Origin of the sequence: Streptomyces sp. CA-278952 (genome assembly GCF_028747205.1) — a bacterium.
Lineage (GTDB): Bacteria > Actinomycetota > Actinomycetes > Streptomycetales > Streptomycetaceae > Streptomyces.
Genome location: NZ_CP112880.1, coordinates 2,822,227 through 2,837,665 on the forward strand (window position 1 = coordinate 2,822,227; position 15,439 = coordinate 2,837,665).

The 15,439-nt window shown below is 72.7% G+C and carries 15 protein-coding genes; 9 read left to right on the top strand and 6 right to left on the bottom strand.

Translation table 11 applies throughout. From position 1 onward, the window contains the following. Positions 1-17: 17 nt before the first annotated feature. Entirely contained in the window at positions 18-1,217 is a 1,200-nt protein-coding gene (locus N7925_RS12285) for an adenylate/guanylate cyclase domain-containing protein (RefSeq protein ID WP_265599696.1), read from the bottom strand. Between the two features lie 178 nt (positions 1,218-1,395). Then, positions 1,396-2,265, bottom strand: coding sequence for a biotin--[acetyl-CoA-carboxylase] ligase (locus N7925_RS12290; protein ID WP_274343885.1), 870 nt, complete (start codon positions 2,263-2,265; stop codon positions 1,396-1,398). Positions 2,266-2,420: 155 nt separating this feature from the next. Between N7925_RS12290 and N7925_RS12295 the strand changes: the two genes are divergently transcribed. The 4 genes from N7925_RS12295 to N7925_RS12310 all read left to right on the top strand — a co-directional run bounded on the left by N7925_RS12295 (position 2,421) and on the right by N7925_RS12310 (position 5,111). Further along, positions 2,421-4,001 (top strand): acyl-CoA carboxylase subunit beta, encoded by a 1,581-nt coding sequence (locus N7925_RS12295; RefSeq protein WP_265599698.1) that lies wholly within the window; start codon positions 2,421-2,423, stop codon positions 3,999-4,001. 32 nt (positions 4,002-4,033) lie between these two features. Continuing rightward, complete coding sequence (locus N7925_RS12300) at positions 4,034-4,240, top strand: acyl-CoA carboxylase epsilon subunit (RefSeq protein WP_274343886.1); 207 nt, start codon at positions 4,034-4,036, stop codon at positions 4,238-4,240. 87 nt (positions 4,241-4,327) lie between these two features. Further along, positions 4,328-4,456, top strand: a complete 129-nt coding sequence (gene mmpB, locus N7925_RS12305) for a morphogenic membrane protein MmpB (RefSeq protein WP_265599700.1) — start codon at positions 4,328-4,330, stop codon at positions 4,454-4,456. Between the two features lie 43 nt (positions 4,457-4,499). Further along, positions 4,500-5,111 (top strand): nucleoside triphosphate pyrophosphatase, encoded by a 612-nt coding sequence (locus tag N7925_RS12310; RefSeq protein WP_274343887.1) that lies wholly within the window; start codon positions 4,500-4,502, stop codon positions 5,109-5,111. Positions 5,112-5,139: 28 nt separating this feature from the next. On the opposite strand, the gene N7925_RS12315 is transcribed toward N7925_RS12310, so the two are convergent. Then, positions 5,140-5,637, bottom strand: coding sequence for a hypothetical protein (locus tag N7925_RS12315; protein ID WP_274343888.1), 498 nt, complete (start codon positions 5,635-5,637; stop codon positions 5,140-5,142). A 354-nt stretch (positions 5,638-5,991) separates the two neighbouring features. Here N7925_RS12315 and N7925_RS12320 point away from each other — a divergent pair, with 354 nt between their 5' ends. Together N7925_RS12320 and N7925_RS12325 are read left to right on the top strand one after the other, a co-directional pair. Further along, the gene (locus N7925_RS12320) at positions 5,992-7,746 is read left to right on the top strand and encodes an acetyl/propionyl/methylcrotonyl-CoA carboxylase subunit alpha (RefSeq protein WP_265599703.1); all 1,755 of its coding nucleotides are present in this window, start codon (positions 5,992-5,994) and stop codon (positions 7,744-7,746) included. A gap of 144 nt (positions 7,747-7,890) precedes the next feature. Then, positions 7,891-8,469 carry a TetR/AcrR family transcriptional regulator gene (locus tag N7925_RS12325; RefSeq protein WP_443032342.1) on the top strand — a complete coding sequence of 193 codons (579 nt, stop codon included), beginning with the start codon at positions 7,891-7,893 and terminating at the stop codon, positions 8,467-8,469. A gap of 136 nt (positions 8,470-8,605) precedes the next feature. On the opposite strand, the gene N7925_RS12330 is transcribed toward N7925_RS12325, so the two are convergent. Both N7925_RS12330 and N7925_RS12335 read right to left on the bottom strand, forming a co-directional pair. Further along, positions 8,606-9,568 carry a DeoR/GlpR family DNA-binding transcription regulator gene (locus tag N7925_RS12330; RefSeq protein ID WP_265599705.1) on the bottom strand — a complete coding sequence of 321 codons (963 nt, stop codon included), beginning with the start codon at positions 9,566-9,568 and terminating at the stop codon, positions 8,606-8,608. A gap of 196 nt (positions 9,569-9,764) precedes the next feature. Further along, positions 9,765-11,204 (bottom strand): NAD(P)H-quinone dehydrogenase, encoded by a 1,440-nt coding sequence (locus N7925_RS12335; protein WP_265599706.1) that lies wholly within the window; start codon positions 11,202-11,204, stop codon positions 9,765-9,767. 274 nt (positions 11,205-11,478) lie between these two features. Between N7925_RS12335 and N7925_RS12340 the strand changes: the two genes are divergently transcribed. The 3 genes from N7925_RS12340 (at position 11,479) to N7925_RS12350 (ending at position 14,678) form a co-directional block, all read left to right on the top strand. Then, the gene (locus N7925_RS12340) at positions 11,479-11,916 is read left to right on the top strand and encodes a gamma-glutamylcyclotransferase (protein WP_007458837.1); all 438 of its coding nucleotides are present in this window, start codon (positions 11,479-11,481) and stop codon (positions 11,914-11,916) included. A gap of 116 nt (positions 11,917-12,032) precedes the next feature. Continuing rightward, positions 12,033-12,857: a purine-nucleoside phosphorylase gene (locus N7925_RS12345; protein ID WP_274343890.1), complete on the top strand. Its 825-nt coding sequence runs from the start codon at positions 12,033-12,035 to the stop codon at positions 12,855-12,857. Between the two features lie 180 nt (positions 12,858-13,037). Next, positions 13,038-14,678, top strand: a complete 1,641-nt coding sequence (locus N7925_RS12350) for a phospho-sugar mutase (protein WP_274343891.1) — start codon at positions 13,038-13,040, stop codon at positions 14,676-14,678. Between the two features lie 75 nt (positions 14,679-14,753). Here the strand turns inward: N7925_RS12350 and N7925_RS12355 are convergent, their stop codons facing one another. Continuing rightward, the gene (locus N7925_RS12355) at positions 14,754-15,392 is read right to left on the bottom strand and encodes a PH domain-containing protein (protein WP_265599709.1); all 639 of its coding nucleotides are present in this window, start codon (positions 15,390-15,392) and stop codon (positions 14,754-14,756) included. Between the last annotated feature and the right edge of the window lie 47 nt (positions 15,393-15,439).

Consider the following 15,439-nt stretch of genomic DNA (forward strand, 5'->3'; position numbering starts at 1 on the left):
CGAAGGGACGGCCGCGCTCAGGAGCCGGTCTTGCCCCGCCGGGCCAGCAGCCACGGCTCCACCACGCCGAGCCCGCGCACCGGGCGCTGCCACATCGGCTGGAGCCCGAAGCGGTACGTGGGCAGCGGCGGCTCGTCGTCGGGCTCGCGGCCCTCCTTCTCGGCGACCCGGCCCCGTTCGGCGGCGGCCGCGACGGCCTCGGCGGCCTGCGCCTCGGACTCCGGGGCGTCGCCGTGCCGGATCAGCTCCTTGGCGAACGCCCCGTCGACCAGGACGGCGTCCTTCGGCGCTATCGAGGTGAGCCGGCTGGCGAGGTTCACCGTGGTGCCGAAGACGTCGCCCATCCGGGTGGTGACCGTGCCGAAGGCGATGCCGACGCGCAGGGCGGGCATCGTCTCGTCCTGGGACATGGCCTCGATCAGCCGGAGCGCTATCTCGGCGGCCGTGCCCGCGTCGTCGGCGGCGAAGAGGACCTCGTCGCCGAGGGTCTTGATCAGCCGGCCGCCGTGCGCGGCGACCAGGTCGGCGGCGGTCGTCTCGAAGGACTCGACCAGTTCGCCCAGCTCCTCCTCCTCGAGGCGCCGGGTCAGCCGGGTGAAGCCGACCAGGTCCGCGAAGCCGACGGCGAGCCGCCGGTCGACCATCTCGTCGTCGTCCGCGGCCTGCACGACCCGGCCGGTGGCGGCGGCGAGCTGGCGCCGCCACACGTAGACGAGGAACTCCTGGAGCTCCGGGAGCAGCAGTTCGACCAGCGGATACGTGACCTCGGTGCGGGTCATGCCCGGCTCGGGCGGCTCGGTCAGCCCCTCCAGGAACGAGTCGATCTGCCACTCGGCCAGCCGGGCGGTGGTCTGCCCGGTGGAGCGGGCGACCTGGATCGCCATCGGCTCGCTGAGCAGCCCCGCCTCGACGAGACCGGCGAGCCGGCGCAGGGCGAGCACGTCCGCCTCGGTGAGCGCCTTGGCCTGGCCGATGTCGGCGAAGCCCATGGCCCGCCAGAACCGGGAGGCCAGGTCCATGGAGACCCCGGCGGTGCGGGCCGCCTGGAAGGGCGTGTAGCGCCGGTCGGCCCCCAGGATCAGCGCTTCGAGGCGGATGGCGAGGGGGTCGTCGGTCGGTTCCACCGTGTGGTCGACCTCGTGGTGGGGTGTGGCGTGGACCGAGGAGTCCGACCCGGGCTCCTCACCCGCGCCGGACGTCGTGTCGCCGACGGTCACCAGCCGCCTCCTGCCCGTTCCCTGCGCACTGCCCTGCCGATCTGTCGCTGGATCGCCTCAACGATACGGCAGGTGTGCCCCAGCTCACGTCCTTGGTTGTCCGTCATCGGTGCGTCGCGCGTGACATCTCCGGCATACGCCGTATCCACCGGTACGCCCGCCGCGGGCACACGGCCGGTCAGGTCAGGCCGCCCGCCGCGCCCCGCAGGTGGACGATGTCCCCGGCCGACACCGGCCGCTGGAGCCCGCCCTCGGTGGAGAGGACGAGACGCCCGTCCCCGTCGATCGCGACCGCCTCGCCGACCAGGGACGCGCCCCCCGGCAGCTCCGCCCGCACGGTCCGGTCCAGCGTCGCGCAGCCCGCCGCGTAGGCGGCCTGGAGCCCGCTCGCGGCCGCGTCGCCGTCCGCCGCCTTCCACCGGCCGTACCACTCCTCCAGCGAGCGCAGGACAGCGCGCAGCAGCGTCTCGCGGTCGGTGGAGACCGCTCCGGCGAGCGCCAGCGATCCGGCGGTGGGCGCGGGCAGCTCGTCGGCGCGGAGCGAGACGTTGACGCCCAGGCCGACGACGATGCCGTCCCCCGCGAACTCGCCGAGGATGCCGCCCGTCTTGCGTTCCTCCCCTTCCACCGCGACCAGCAGATCATTGGGCCACTTCAGCGACATGTCGACACCCGCCGACTTCGCGAGGCCGGTCGCGGCGGCGACCCCGGCCAGCAGCGGCACCCACCCCCATCGCTCCACCGGGACGTCGCCGGGCTCCAGGTAGACCGAGAGGAACAGCCCTGAGCGGGGCGGCGCGGTCCAGGTCCGCTCCAGCCGTCCGCGCCCGGCGGTCTGCTCCTCGGCGACCAGCACCGTGCCCTCGCCCACCGCCCCGCCACGGGCCCGCCCGGCGAGGTCGGTGTTGGTGGATCCGGTGGACTCCACGACCTCCAGCGACGTCCACAGCGCGTCCGGCCGCAGCAGTCCGCGCCGCAGCGCGGTCACGTTGAGGGGCGGCCGGTCGAGGTCCGACCAACGGTTGTGTGGCGCATCCGGTGGTGTCATGCAACCCAGCCTAGGTGTGGCAAAGGACGCACTGCCTTTCCGGAGGCGCGCCGATACCCTACGAGTCAGTAGCCAGAGCCGGACTGACGGCTGGCCGTCCCCCCGTGACCGGTGCCAGACGTCGTCCCCGTGACCAGGCAGGGAGCCGCCCCCCGATGTCCGAGCCGCTAAGCGACATCCACACCACCGCGGGCAAGCTCGCGGACCTGACGCGCCGCATCGACGAAGCGACGCACGCCGGTTCGGCCCGCGCGGTCGAGAAGCAGCACGCCAAGGGCAAGCTGACGGCCCGTGAGCGGGTCGGGCTGCTGCTGGACGAGGGCTCCTTCGTGGAGCTCGACGAGTTCGCCCGGCACCGCTCCACCAACTTCGGCATCGAGAAGAACCGCCCGTACGGGGACGGTGTCGTCACCGGTTACGGCACGGTCGACGGCCGCCCGGTCTGCGTGTACTCGCAGGACTTCACCATCTTCGGCGGTTCGCTCGGCGAGGTCTACGGCGAGAAGATCGTCAAGGTCATGGACTTCGCGCTGAAGACCGGCTGTCCGGTCATCGGCATCAACGACGGCGGCGGCGCGCGCATCCAGGAAGGCGTCGTCGCGCTCGGCCTGTTCGCCGAGATCTTCCGCCGCAACGTGCACGCCTCCGGGGTCATCCCGCAGATCTCGCTGATCGTCGGCCCGTGCGCGGGCGGTGCGGTCTACTCCCCCGCGATCACCGACTTCACGGTGATGGTCGACCAGACCTCGCACATGTTCATCACCGGCCCCGACGTCATCAAGACGGTCACCGGCGAGGACGTCGGCTTCGAGGAGCTGGGCGGCGCCCGTACGCACAACACCACCTCCGGGGTGGCGCACCACATGGCGGGCGACGAGAAGGACGCCATCGAGTACGTCAAGTCGCTGCTGTCCTACCTCCCGTCGAACAACCTCTCCGAGGCCCCGGCCTTCCCGGAGGAGGCGGACCTCGCCACCACCGACGAGGACCGCGAGCTGGACACGCTCATCCCGGACTCGGCGAACCAGCCGTACGACATGCACACCGCGATCGAGCACGTGCTGGACGACGGCGAGTTCCTGGAGACCCAGGCCCTGTTCGCGCCGAACATCATCACCGGCTTCGGCCGGGTCGAGGGCCACCCGGTCGGCATCGTCGCCAACCAGCCGATGCAGTTCGCCGGCTGCCTGGACATCAACGCCAGCGAGAAGGCCGCGCGCTTCGTCCGCACCTGCGACGCGTTCAACGTCCCCGTCATCACCTTCGTGGACGTGCCGGGCTTCCTGCCGGGCGTGGACCAGGAGTACGGCGGCATCATCCGACGCGGCGCGAAGCTGATCTACGCCTACGCGGAGGCGACGGTCCCGCTGATCACCGTCATCACCCGCAAGGCGTTCGGCGGCGCGTACGACGTGATGGGCTCCAAGCACCTGGGCGCCGACCTGAACGTCGCCTGGCCGACCGCCCAGATCGCCGTCATGGGCGCCCAGGGCGCGGTGAACATCCTGCACCGCCGCACCATCGCGGCCGCCGAGGACCCGGACGCGACGCGGGCCGAGCTGATGACGGACTACGAGGACGCGCTGCTCAACCCGTACGTGGCGGCCGAGCGCGGCTACGTCGACGCGGTCATCATGCCGTCCGACACCCGGGCCCATATCGTGAAGGGGCTGCGTCAGCTGCGTACGAAGCGGGAATCCCTGCCTCCGAAGAAGCACGGCAACATTCCGCTCTAGGCCCCATCAGCCGCTCGCAGAAAGGTCTGCCCATGATCAAGGTCGTACGGGGCAACCCCACCCCGGAGGAGCTGGCCGCCGCACTGGCGGTGGTCCGGGCGCGCGCCGTGGCGGCGTCCGCCGTCTCGTCGGGCGCGCCGCTGCCGCCCGAGCAGTGGTCCGACCCGGGGCGCATCGCCCGCGCCGGCAGCCCGCAGCCGGGCCCCCGGGCCTGGGCGCGGACGTACTGGCCGGCCTGAGGCGCGCAGCCGCCCCCGTCCGCACGGGGGCGGCTCTGAGTACCCGTACTCAGGCGTTGGGGCGGGCGGCGCAGCAGGATCGGGAGCATGCTGTGGTCCGACCCCGAGAACGAGCCGCCGAAGGAACTGCGCGACGCCCAGGACATGATGCGCAGAGTGGGTGTCCTGCTGGCGCTGTCGATGCTGGTGGCGATGTCCGTCCTCGGCTTCCGCTGAGAGCCGGGCCCGTGGCCGCACGTCCCCCGCGGGCCCTTCTACGATGGCCCGCATGACTGATCAGCGCCGTCTCGTGCTCGCCTCCGCCTCCCCCGCCCGTCTCGGTCTGCTGCGGCAGGCCGGATTCGCTCCCGAGGTGATCGTCAGCGGGGTGGACGAGGACGCCCTCGGCGCACCGACCCCCGCCGAGCTGGCGCTCGTCCTGGCCCGGGCCAAGGCGGCGGCCGTCGCGGGGCGCGCCGAAGCGGCGGGCGCCCTGGTCATCGGCTGTGACTCGGTGCTGGAGCTGGACGGCGAGGCGCTGGGCAAGCCGGCCGACGCCGAGGAGGCGACCGCCCGCTGGAAGTCGATGCGCGGCCGGTCGGGCGTCCTGCGGACCGGGCACAGCGTGATCGACACCGCCTCCGGCCGTACGGCCTCGGCGACGGGGTCCACGGTCGTACGGTTCGGCGAGCCGAGCGACGCCGAGGTCGCCGCCTATGTGGCCTCGGGCGAACCGCTCCACGTCGCGGGGGCGTTCACCCTGGACGGCCGCTCGGCGCCGTTCGTGGACTCCATCGAGGGCGACCACGGCAATGTCATCGGGCTCTCGCTGCCGCTGCTGCGCCGACTGCTGGGCGAGCTGGACGTCTCCGTCACGGAGCTGTGGGTCTGATCTGTCCCGGAGCCGTAGGTCTGATCTGTCACGGAGCTGTGGGTCCGAGACCCGCGGCGGCCCCGGCGGACGGGCTTCCAGCGGGTGTCCGCGCCGCCGCCGGGCCCGCCCCGTCGCTCACCCCGTCCTCGGCCCGGGTCTCGGGTCCGTATGCCAGCAGGGTGAGCACCAGCAGGGCCAGCACGAGCATCATGAACGCGAAGGCGCTCCAGCCCACCAGGCCGACGGTGACCGCGCCGAGGACGCCGTGCACGACCGCGCAGCCGATCAGGGCGAGGCGTCCGAAGCGCCCCGGAGCGCGGTCGCGGGCCCCGGCCAGCAGGGCGATCAGCCCGCACAGGACCAGCAGCAGCCCACCGACGCCGCCCATCACCCAGGTGCCGGTGGACATGGCGTCCGGGTCCAGGCCGGCGAGCGACATGTTCTGGTTCTCGGCGACCGTGGCCAGGACGGCGTTGATGAGCACGATGCCCACCGCCTCCCCGAACAGCACGAGCGCGGTCACCAGCGCCACCGGTCTGCGCATGACCGATCCACCCCCTGTTACCTGCGGTACGTGCGTAGCGCGGACCCTACTCATGGGTATTCCTTCGGACAAGGGGTCGGACAGGCCCGTACGCCGGGCAAAGAATCCATCGACCGTTCGTAGGGACTCCACAAAGAAATGCCGTGAGGCGTTGACCCTAAAGACAGAGACCTGCACCACACCGGCTGGTTACTGTGCGGTTGAGGATCGCGGCGTACCGTGGTGCCACAAGGGATTTCACTACTGGGGCAAGCCTCGGATCACACTCCGTGTGGGCAAGCTCACCAATGGGGACGGGTCGTACAGCCGTGTCGGTAGTCCCTAAACTCAGCTTGTTTCCAGGAGGGAGTCATCGTGCGCAAGGTGCTCATCGCCAACCGTGGCGAAATCGCTGTCCGCGTTGCTCGGGCGTGCCGGGACGCGGGGATCGCGAGCGTTGCGGTCTACGCCGAGCCGGACCGGGACGCGCTGCATGTCCGGGCCGCAGACGAGGCGTTCGCCCTGGGCGGTGACACCCCGGCCGCCAGCTATCTGGACATGGCCAAGGTGCTGCAGGCCGCCAAGGACTCGGAGGCGGACGCGATCCACCCCGGGTACGGGTTCCTGTCGGAGAACGCGGAGTTCGCCCAGGCCGTCCTGGACGCCGGGCTGACCTGGATCGGCCCGCCGCCGCAGGCCATCCGTGACCTGGGCGACAAGGTGGCCGCCCGGCACATCGCCCAGCGCGCGGGGGCCCCGCTGGTGGCCGGCACCCCGGACCCGGTCTCCGGGTCCGACGAGGTCGTCGCGTTCGCCGAGCAGAACGGACTGCCCATCGCGATCAAGGCCGCCTTCGGCGGCGGCGGTCGCGGCCTGAAGGTGGCCCGCACCCTGGAGGAGATCCCGGAGCTGTACGACTCCGCGGTCCGCGAGGCCGTCGCGGCGTTCGGCCGGGGCGAGTGCTTCGTCGAGCGCTACCTCGACAAGCCCCGCCACGTGGAGACCCAGTGCCTGGCCGACCAGCACGGCAACGTGGTCGTCGTCTCCACCCGTGACTGCTCGCTCCAGCGCCGCCACCAGAAGCTCGTGGAGGAGGCCCCGGCCCCCTTCCTGACGCAGGCGCAGAACGACGAGCTGTACGCGGCGTCCAAGGCGATCCTGAAGGAGGCCGGCTACGTCGGCGCCGGGACGGTCGAGTTCCTCGTCGGCACCGACGGCACGATCTCCTTCCTGGAGGTCAACACCCGACTCCAGGTCGAGCACCCCGTCACCGAGGAGGTCACGGGCATCGACCTCGTACGCGAGATGTTCCGCATCGCCGACGGCGAGGAGCTCGGCTACGGCGACCCCGCGCTGCGCGGTCACTCCTTCGAGTTCCGTATCAACGGTGAGGACCCGGGCCGCGGCTTCCTGCCCGCCCCCGGCACCGTCACCACCTTCGCGCCGCCGACCGGGCCCGGCGTCCGCCTCGACGCGGGCGTCGAGTCCGGCTCGGTCATCGGCCCGGCCTGGGACTCCCTGCTCGCCAAGCTCATCGTGACCGGCGCGACCCGCGAACAGGCGCTCCAGCGCGCCGCCCGCGCGCTCGCCGAGTTCACCGTCGAGGGCATGGCCACCGCCATCCCCTTCCACCGTGCCGTCGTCGCGGACCCCGCCTTCACGGCGGACCCGTTCACCGTCCACACCCGGTGGATCGAGACCGAGTTCGTCAACGACATCAAGCCCTTCACCGCCCCCGCCGACGGGGACACGGACGACGAGGCCGGCCGGGAGACCGTCGTCGTCGAGGTCGGCGGCAAGCGCCTGGAGGTGTCGCTGCCGTCCTCGCTGGGCATGTCGCTGGCCCGCACCGGCCTCGCCGCCGGCGCGAAGCCCAAGCGCCGCGCCGCGAAGAAGGCCGGCTCGGCCGCCTCGGGCGACAGCCTCGCCTCGCCCATGCAGGGCACCATCGTCAAGATCGCGGTGGAGGAGGGCCAGGAGGTCAAGGAGGGCGACCTCGTCGTCGTCCTGGAGGCCATGAAGATGGAGCAGCCGCTCAACGCGCACCGCTCCGGCACCGTCAAGAGCCTCACCGCCGCCGTCGGCGCCTCCGTCTCCTCCGGCGCCCTGATCTGCGAGATCAAGGACTGACCGCCCGCCGCACCCCGAAGGGGCCCGTCCACGTCGTGATGACGCGGGCCGGGCCCCTTCGTCACAGTGGCATCCTGGAACCCACAGAAGGTCCGAGGTCCGAGGACCGAGGGAGGGGCGGAAGCCATGGCAGGGGCGATCCCGATGGAGACGAGCACGGCAGGACCGCCGGTCCGGCCGATGCGCGCGGACGCGCGCCGGAACCACGACCGGCTGGTGGGCGAGGCTCGCAGATCCTTCGCCGAGCACGGCACGGACGCGTCGCTGGAGGACATCGCCCGGCGGGCGGGGGTGGGCATCGGCACCCTCTACCGGCACTTCCCGAACCGGGACGCCCTGATGAACGCGGTCTTCCAGGACGCCCTGAGCTCGCTCCTGGACCGCTCCCGGGAGCTGGCGGCGGCGGAAGCCCCCTGCCGGGCGCTGGTGGACTGGCTGGGTGCGATCGTCACTCATGCGGGTGAGTACCGCGGCCTGGCCCACGGCCTGATGTCGGCCTCGCGCAACGGGACCTCGGCACTCGTCCAGTGCCATCTGCCGCTCCGGGAGGCGGGCGCGGGGCTGCTGCGCCGGGCCCAGGAGAGCGGGTCGGTGCGGGCCGACGTCTCGATCGACGATCTGCTCCAGCTCACCAACGCGATCGCGCTGGCGGCCGAGCAGTCGCCCGACGACCCGGAGTTGGCGGAGCGGTTGCTGCGGCTGACCTTGCGGGGCCTGAAGTAGCGGGGCTGAAGTAGCGGGCCCCGCGGCCGGCGTGCTCGGCCGCTGCGCGGGGCTTCTCCCCGCCCCGCCCCTTCCCGAACCCGGGGCTCCGCCCCGGACCCCGCTCCTCAAACGCCGGAGAGGCTGACAGGCGGACCTACCGCCGCCGCAGGTCCGCCACCCGGGCCCGCTGCTCGCCCGGCACGTCCGCCAAGGCGGAAGCGCTGCGGAGCTGCGGCCCGAGACCGCCGTTCTGCGTGCGCCGCTGGCCGGGGAGCGGCATGTCCCGGCGGGGCTGACGCCCCGGTGGGGAGCCGTCCCCGCCGGACGCGTCCGCGTCCGTGCCGGCCACCGTGATCTCCACGCCCTGGTCCGCCAGGGACTGGAGCTCGGCGGCGGCCCGCTCGTCGTGGAGCGGGGGCTCGTCCGTCACCAGGCGGGTGATCAGCTCGGTGGGCACCGTCTGGAACATGGTGTCCGAGCCGAGCTTGGTGTGGTCCGCCAGGACGACCACCTCCGCGGCGGCCTGCACGAGCGCCCGGTCGACGCTGGCCGAGAGCATGTTGGAGGTGGACAGACCACGCTCCGCCGTGAGACCGCTCCCGGAGATGAAGGCCCGGGAGACCCGCAGCCCATGGAGGGACTGCTCGGCCCCGCTGCCCACCAGCGCGTAGTTGCTCCCGCGCAGGGTGCCGCCGGTCATGACGACTTCGACGCGGTTGGCATGGGCCAACGCCTGGGCCACCAGCAGGGAGTTGGTGACGACGGTCAGGCCGGGGACCCGCGCGAGCCGGCGGGCCAGCTCCTGCGTGGTCGTGCCGGCGCCGACCACGATGGCCTCGCCCTCGCCGACGAGGCCTGCGGCCAGGTCGGCGATGGCAGTCTTCTCCGCGGTGGAGAGATGGGATTTCTGCGGAAAGCCGGACTCCCGCGTAAAACCGCCCGGCAAGACCGCACCGCCGTGCCGGCGGTCGAGGAGTCCTTCTGCCTCCAGTGCCCGCACGTCCCGCCGTACGGTCACTTCGGAGGTCTGGACGACGCGGGCGAGCTCACGGAGCGATACCGCCCCGTTGGCACGCACCATTTCGAGGATCAACTGACGACGTTCTGCAGCGAACACGGAACTGACAGTAACCTGACCTCAGGTGAGTTTTCAGCGGTTTGCGCCGAATAACAGAAGTTGCACTTCAAAGGGGCCTCCAAGTGGTATAGGAGGCCCCTTTGTTGTTCGGCGGTGATCGTCAGGCGGTCCCCGCGCCGCCCGGACTGCCGCCCGGATGCGGCGGGATGCCGGAAATGCCGCGCCCGACGGGCCCTCAGCCCTCGCCCGTGAGCTTGCGGGTGTGCAACTGCCGTGCCACTTCGGCGATCGATCCGGACAGGGACGGGTACACGGTGAACGCGTTTGCGATCTGTTCCACCGTCAGGTTGTTGTCGACCGCGATCGAGATGGGGTGGATCAGCTCGCTGGCGCGCGGCGCGACCACGCAGCCGCCGACCACGATCCCCGTACCGGGGCGGCAGAAGATCTTGACGAAGCCGTCGCGGATGCCCTGCATCTTGGCGCGCGGATTGCGCAGCAGCGGCAGCTTCACCATCCGGGCCTCGATCTTGCCCGCGTCCACCTCGGCCTGGCTGTAGCCGACGGTGGCGATCTCCGGGTCGGTGAAGACGTTGGCGGAGACGGCCTTGAGGTTCAGCGGGGCGACCGCGTCGCCCAGGAAGTGGTACATCGCGATGCGGCCCTGCATCGCGGCGACCGAGGCCAGCGCGAAGATCCCGGTGACGTCACCGGCCGCGTAGACGCCGGGGGCGCTGGTGCGCGAGACCCGGTCGGTGAGGACGTGTCCGGAGTCCTTGAGCCGTACGCCGGCCTCCTCCAGGCCCATGCCCGCGGTGTTCGGGATGGCGCCGACCGCCATCAGGCAGTGCGAGCCGGTGATGACCCGGCCGTCGGCGAGCGTCACCTCGACCCGGTCGCCGACGCGCTTGGCGGACTGGGCGCGGGAGCGGGCCATGACGTTCATCCCGCGGCGGCGGAAGACGTCCTCCAGGACGGCGGCGGCGTCCGGGTCCTCGCCGGGCAGCACCCGGTCGCGGGAGGAGACGAGGGTGACGCGCGAGCCGAGCGCCTGGTAGGCCCCGGCGAACTCGGCGCCGGTGACACCGGATCCGACGACGATGAGCTCCTCGGGAAGCTCGTCGAGGTCGTAGACCTGGGTCCAGTTCAGGATGCGCTCGCCGTCGGGCTGCGCGTCCGGGATCTCCCGGGGGTGGCCGCCGGTCGCTATCAGCACGGCGTCGGCGGTCAGCCGCTCCTCGGTGCCGTCGGCGGCGGTGACGACGACCTGGCGGGACCCGTCGGTGGCCTGGAGCCCGTCGAGCCGGCCCCGGCCGCGCATCACGCGGGCGCCGGCCCGGGTGACGGAGGCGGTGATGTCGTGGGACTGGGCGAGCGCGAGGCGCTTGACCCGGCGGTTGACCTTGCCGAGGTCCACGCCGACGACCCGGGCGGCCTGCTCCACGTGCGGGGTGTCGTCGGCGACGATGATGCCCAGCTCCTCGTACGAGGAGTCGAAGGTGGTCATCACCTCGGCCGTGGCGATCAGGGTCTTCGAGGGCACGCAGTCGGTGAGGACCGAGGCCCCGCCGAGACCGTCGCAGTCGACGACGGTCACCTCCGCACCGAGCTGGGCGCCCACCAGGGCTGCCTCGTAGCCGCCGGGGCCGCCGCCGATGATCACGATCCGGGTCACGAAAAGTCCGCCTCGCGTTGGGTTACCCCGCGGCCGCCCTGCCGCCCCGGCCGGGGGTCCGGGGGATCGCCCCGGGGGAATGCAGTACGTACTCCATTGTCCCGCACGCGCCAAGGTGCTTCGCCCCGGGGCCCTCCATACGGGAAAGAGGGCCTCCGCCGCACGGGAACGAGCGGCCCGCACACCCAGGTGGCGCCGCCCCCGCACTCCCCCGACCGGGGCCTTCGTCACAGGAACCGCCGCTCCCGCGCCCACCTCCCGTACCCTCGGTCCCATGTCGCTCTACGCCGCGTACGCCGGCAACCTCGACGCGCGGCTGATGACCCGCCGCGCTCCGCATTCCCCGATGCGCAGCACCGGCTGGCTCAACGGCTGGCGGCTGACCTTCGGCGGGGAGCAGATGGGCTGGGAGGGGGCGCTGGCCACCGTGGTGGAGGCGCCGCGCTCCCAGGTCTTCGTCGCGCTGTACGACCTGGCGCCGATGGACGAGGACTCGATGGACCGCTGGGAGGGTGTCGGGCTCGACATCTACCGGCGGATGCGGGTGCGCGTGCACACCCTGGACGGCGAGGAGCCGGCCTGGATGTACGTGCTGAACGGCTATGAGGGCGGGCTGCCCTCGGCGCGCTACCTCGGCGAGATCGCGGACGCCGCGGAGTCCGCCGGCGCACCGCACGACTACGTGATGGAACTGCGCAAGCGCCCCTGCTGACCGGGGCGGACCGGGGCCCGGTCGCGCTGTGTTCGTGCAAAAGCACAAAGACCCGCGGAGCGTCTTTGCGCCGGTACATCTACGCGCGTAGGGATTCAGCGGTTACGCTCGTCCGCGTGAACGCATCTGTTATTCCGGACAACATCCAGAGCGACCCGCGGGCAGCCGCCGCCGGGGCTGCCGCACGTCTGCGCGAGCTGACCGGCGCCGAGACCCATGACGTCGCCCTGGTCATGGGCTCCGGCTGGGCGCCCGCGGGCGAGGCACTCGGCGTCCCGGAGGCCGAGTTCCCCGTGACCGACCTGCCCGGCTTCCCGGCGCCCGCCGTCGAGGGCCACGGCGGCACGGTCCGCTCGTACAGGATCGGCGAGAAGCGCGCCCTGGTCTTCCTCGGCCGCACGCACTTCTACGAGGGCCGGGGCGTCGCCGCCGTCGCCCACGGGGTCCGTACGGCGGTGGCCGCGGGCTGCGGGACCGTCATCCTGACGAACGGGTGCGGTGGGCTGCGCGAGGGCATGCGCCCGGGACAGCCGGTCCTGATCAGCGACCACATCAACCTGACGGCCACTTCCCCGATCATCGGCGCCAACTTCGTCGACCTGACCGACCTGTACTCCCCGCGGCTGCGCGCGCTGTGCAAGGAGATCGACGACACCCTCGAAGAGGGCGTCTACGTCCAGTTCCCCGGCCCGCACTACGAGACCCCGGCCGAGATCAACATGGTCCGGGTCATGGGCGGCGACCTGGTGGGCATGTCCACGGTCCTGGAGGCCATCGCGGCCCGGGAGGCGGGCGCCGAGGTGCTCGGACTCTCCCTCGTCACCAACCTGGCGGCCGGCATGTCCGGAGAGCCCCTCAACCACGAGGAGGTCCTCCAGGCCGGCCGCGACTCGGCGACCCGGATGGGCGCGCTGCTGGCCCGGGTGCTCGACCGCGTCTGAGCCGCGTGCACAGCCCGTCCGGCGTTTGAGGACCGGGGCCCGGGGCGGAGCCCCGGTTTCGGGAAGGGGCGGGGAGGGGATCAGCCCGCGCAGCGCACACCCCACCCCACCCCGCCCGCGCCCCGGACCACCCGCACCCACCCCCGTACCCCTTCCGCACACCCCCGAAAGGCGGCCCCCGTGCAGCACGACCTCATCGCGCAGGCCAGGACCTGGCTGGCCGAGGACCCCGACCCCGAGACCCGCGAGGAGCTGGGCGCGATCATCGAGGCGGGGGACGCCCAGGAGCTCGCCGCCCGCTTCGCGGGCACGCTCCAGTTCGGCACCGCCGGGCTGCGCGGGGAGCTGGGAGCCGGGCCGATGCGGATGAACCGGTCCGTGGTGATCCGGGCGGCGGCGGGCCTCGCCGCGTATCTGAAGGCCCAGGGCGAGGAGGGCGGGCTCGTCGTCATCGGCTACGACGCCCGCTACAAGTCGGAGGACTTCGCGCGCGACACCGCGGCCGTGATGACCGGCGCCGGGCTGCGCGCCGCCGTGCTCCCCCGCCCGCTCCCCACCCCCGTACTGGCGTACGCCATAAGGCACCTGGGAGCCGTCGCCGGGGTCGAGGTCACCGCCAGCCACAATCCGCCGCGCGACAACGGCTACAAGGTCTACCTCGGCGACGGCTCGCAGATCGTGCCTCCGGCCGACGGCGAGATCGCCGCCGCCATCGACGCGGTCGGCCCGCTGGCGGGCGTGGAGCGCCCCGAGGACGGCTGGGAGACCCTCGGCGACGAGGTCCTCGCCGCCTACCTCGCCCGCACGGACGCGGTCCTGGCCCCCGACAGCCCCCGTACGGCACGCACCGTCTACACCGCGATGCACGGCGTCGGCACCTCGGTGCTGACCGCCGCGTTCGAGCGGGCCGGGTTCCCCGCGCCGGTGCTCGTCACCGAGCAGGCCGAGCCCGACCCCGCGTTCCCCACCGTGGCCTTCCCGAACCCGGAGGAGCCCGGCGCGATGGATCTCGCCTTCGCCACCGCGCGCCGGGCGGCACCGGACCTGGTCATCGCCAACGACCCGGACGCGGACCGCTGCGCCGTCGCCGTGCCCGACACCGCCACCGAGGGCGGCTGGCGGATGCTGCGCGGCGACGAGGTGGGCGCGCTGCTGGCCGCGCACCTGGTGGAGCGGGGCGTGAGCGGCGTGTTCGCCGAGTCGATCGTGTCGTCGTCGCTGCTCGGCCGGATCGCGGAAAAGGCGGGCCTCGGGTACGAGGAGACGCTGACGGGCTTCAAGTGGATCGCCCGGGTGGACGGCCTGCGGTACGGGTACGAGGAGGCGCTCGGCTACTGCGTCGACCCCGAGGGCGTCCGCGACAAGGACGGCATCACCGCCGCCCTGCTCGTCGCCGAGCTCGCCTCCGTACTCAAGGAGCAGGGCCGTACGCTCCTGGATCTGCTGGACGACCTGGCGCTCACGCACGGTCTGCACGCCACCGACCAGCTCTCGGTGCGGGTGGAGGACCTGTCGGTCATCGCGGACGCCATGGCCCGGCTCCGCGAGCAGCCGCCGGCCGCGCTGGCCGGTCTCGCCGTCACCTCGGCCGAGGACCTGGCGCGGGGCACGGACAGGCTGCCGCCCACCGACGGGCTGCGCTACCAGTTGGAGAGCGCCCGGGTGATCGTCCGCCCGAGCGGCACCGAGCCGAAGCTGAAGTGCTACCTGGAGGTCGTCGTCCCGGTGGCGGACGCGGCCGGGCTGCCCGCCGCGCGGGCCCGGGGAGCCGAACTGCTCGCCGGGATCAAGCGGGACCTGGCGGTGGCGGCGGGCATCTGACGCACCGCTTTCACGCCGAAGGGCCGGCCCCTCCCGGGAGGGGCCGGCCCTCCGGCATCCGGTCGCCCCGGCCTCTCAGCCGAGCGCCCCCACCACCGCGAGCAGGACGGCCCCCGCGACGGCCGGGGCGATCACCTCGTAGGCCCAGCGCACGGAGCCCCGGTCCGCGCCCTCGGCGGTCGTGTCGCCGGCCCGCTCGGCGAGGTCCCGAAGATCGCGGACCGTCTGGTCGGCGGACGCGGTGCGCGCGGCGGAGTCGCGGACGTCGGCGCTGACCGACGTACGGCCGTAGGGGTCGTCGTGGGCCGCGCGGGCCGCGCCGCGCGCCGCGCGCTTGCGGGCGCGCAGGGAGACCGGGATCGCCCACAGCTGGTACTTCGTGCCGTCCTGGGTGAGCAGCTCGGAGGAGTACGAGGCCCGTACGTCGGCGACCTCGGTCCAGGGCAGCTGGATCGTCCGGAACGGGTTGCGGACCCGGATGTGCTCGTCGTCCGCGAAGACGGCGGGCCGCAGGGTGAACGCCACGACCAGCGGCACCACGAGGAGCAGCGCGGCCGCCGCCAGCCAGGGCATCCGTCCCTCGCCCCGGATCATGGCGTCGCCGGCCATCCAGGCGATCAGCAGGAGCAGCAGCGACCCGCAGACCAGTGCGGCGACGGAACGGTAGGTCCGTGTCGCGGGGGGCGGCTCTGCGGGAGGTGTGGGGCTCGTCATGGGGCCGATTCTGCCTGACGGGCGCGGAGGGTGGCGCAGCGGACGCA

Coding starts and splice junctions, on each gene's coding strand:
- N7925_RS12340 (WP_007458837.1), top strand. CDS start 11,479: ATGTCGCTCTACGCCGCGTACGCCGGCAACCTCGACGCGCGGCTGATG.
- N7925_RS12300 (WP_274343886.1), top strand. CDS start 4,034: ATGATCAAGGTCGTACGGGGCAACCCCACCCCGGAGGAGCTGGCCGCC.
- N7925_RS12295 (WP_265599698.1), top strand. CDS start 2,421: ATGTCCGAGCCGCTAAGCGACATCCACACCACCGCGGGCAAGCTCGCG.
- mmpB (WP_265599700.1), top strand. CDS start 4,328: ATGCTGTGGTCCGACCCCGAGAACGAGCCGCCGAAGGAACTGCGCGAC.
- N7925_RS12325 (WP_443032342.1), top strand. CDS start 7,891: ATGGAGACGAGCACGGCAGGACCGCCGGTCCGGCCGATGCGCGCGGAC.
- N7925_RS12315 (WP_274343888.1), bottom strand. CDS start 5,637: ATGCGCAGACCGGTGGCGCTGGTGACCGCGCTCGTGCTGTTCGGGGAG.
- N7925_RS12290 (WP_274343885.1), bottom strand. CDS start 2,265: ATGACACCACCGGATGCGCCACACAACCGTTGGTCGGACCTCGACCGG.
- N7925_RS12310 (WP_274343887.1), top strand. CDS start 4,500: ATGGCCCGCATGACTGATCAGCGCCGTCTCGTGCTCGCCTCCGCCTCC.
- N7925_RS12355 (WP_265599709.1), bottom strand. CDS start 15,392: ATGACGAGCCCCACACCTCCCGCAGAGCCGCCCCCCGCGACACGGACC.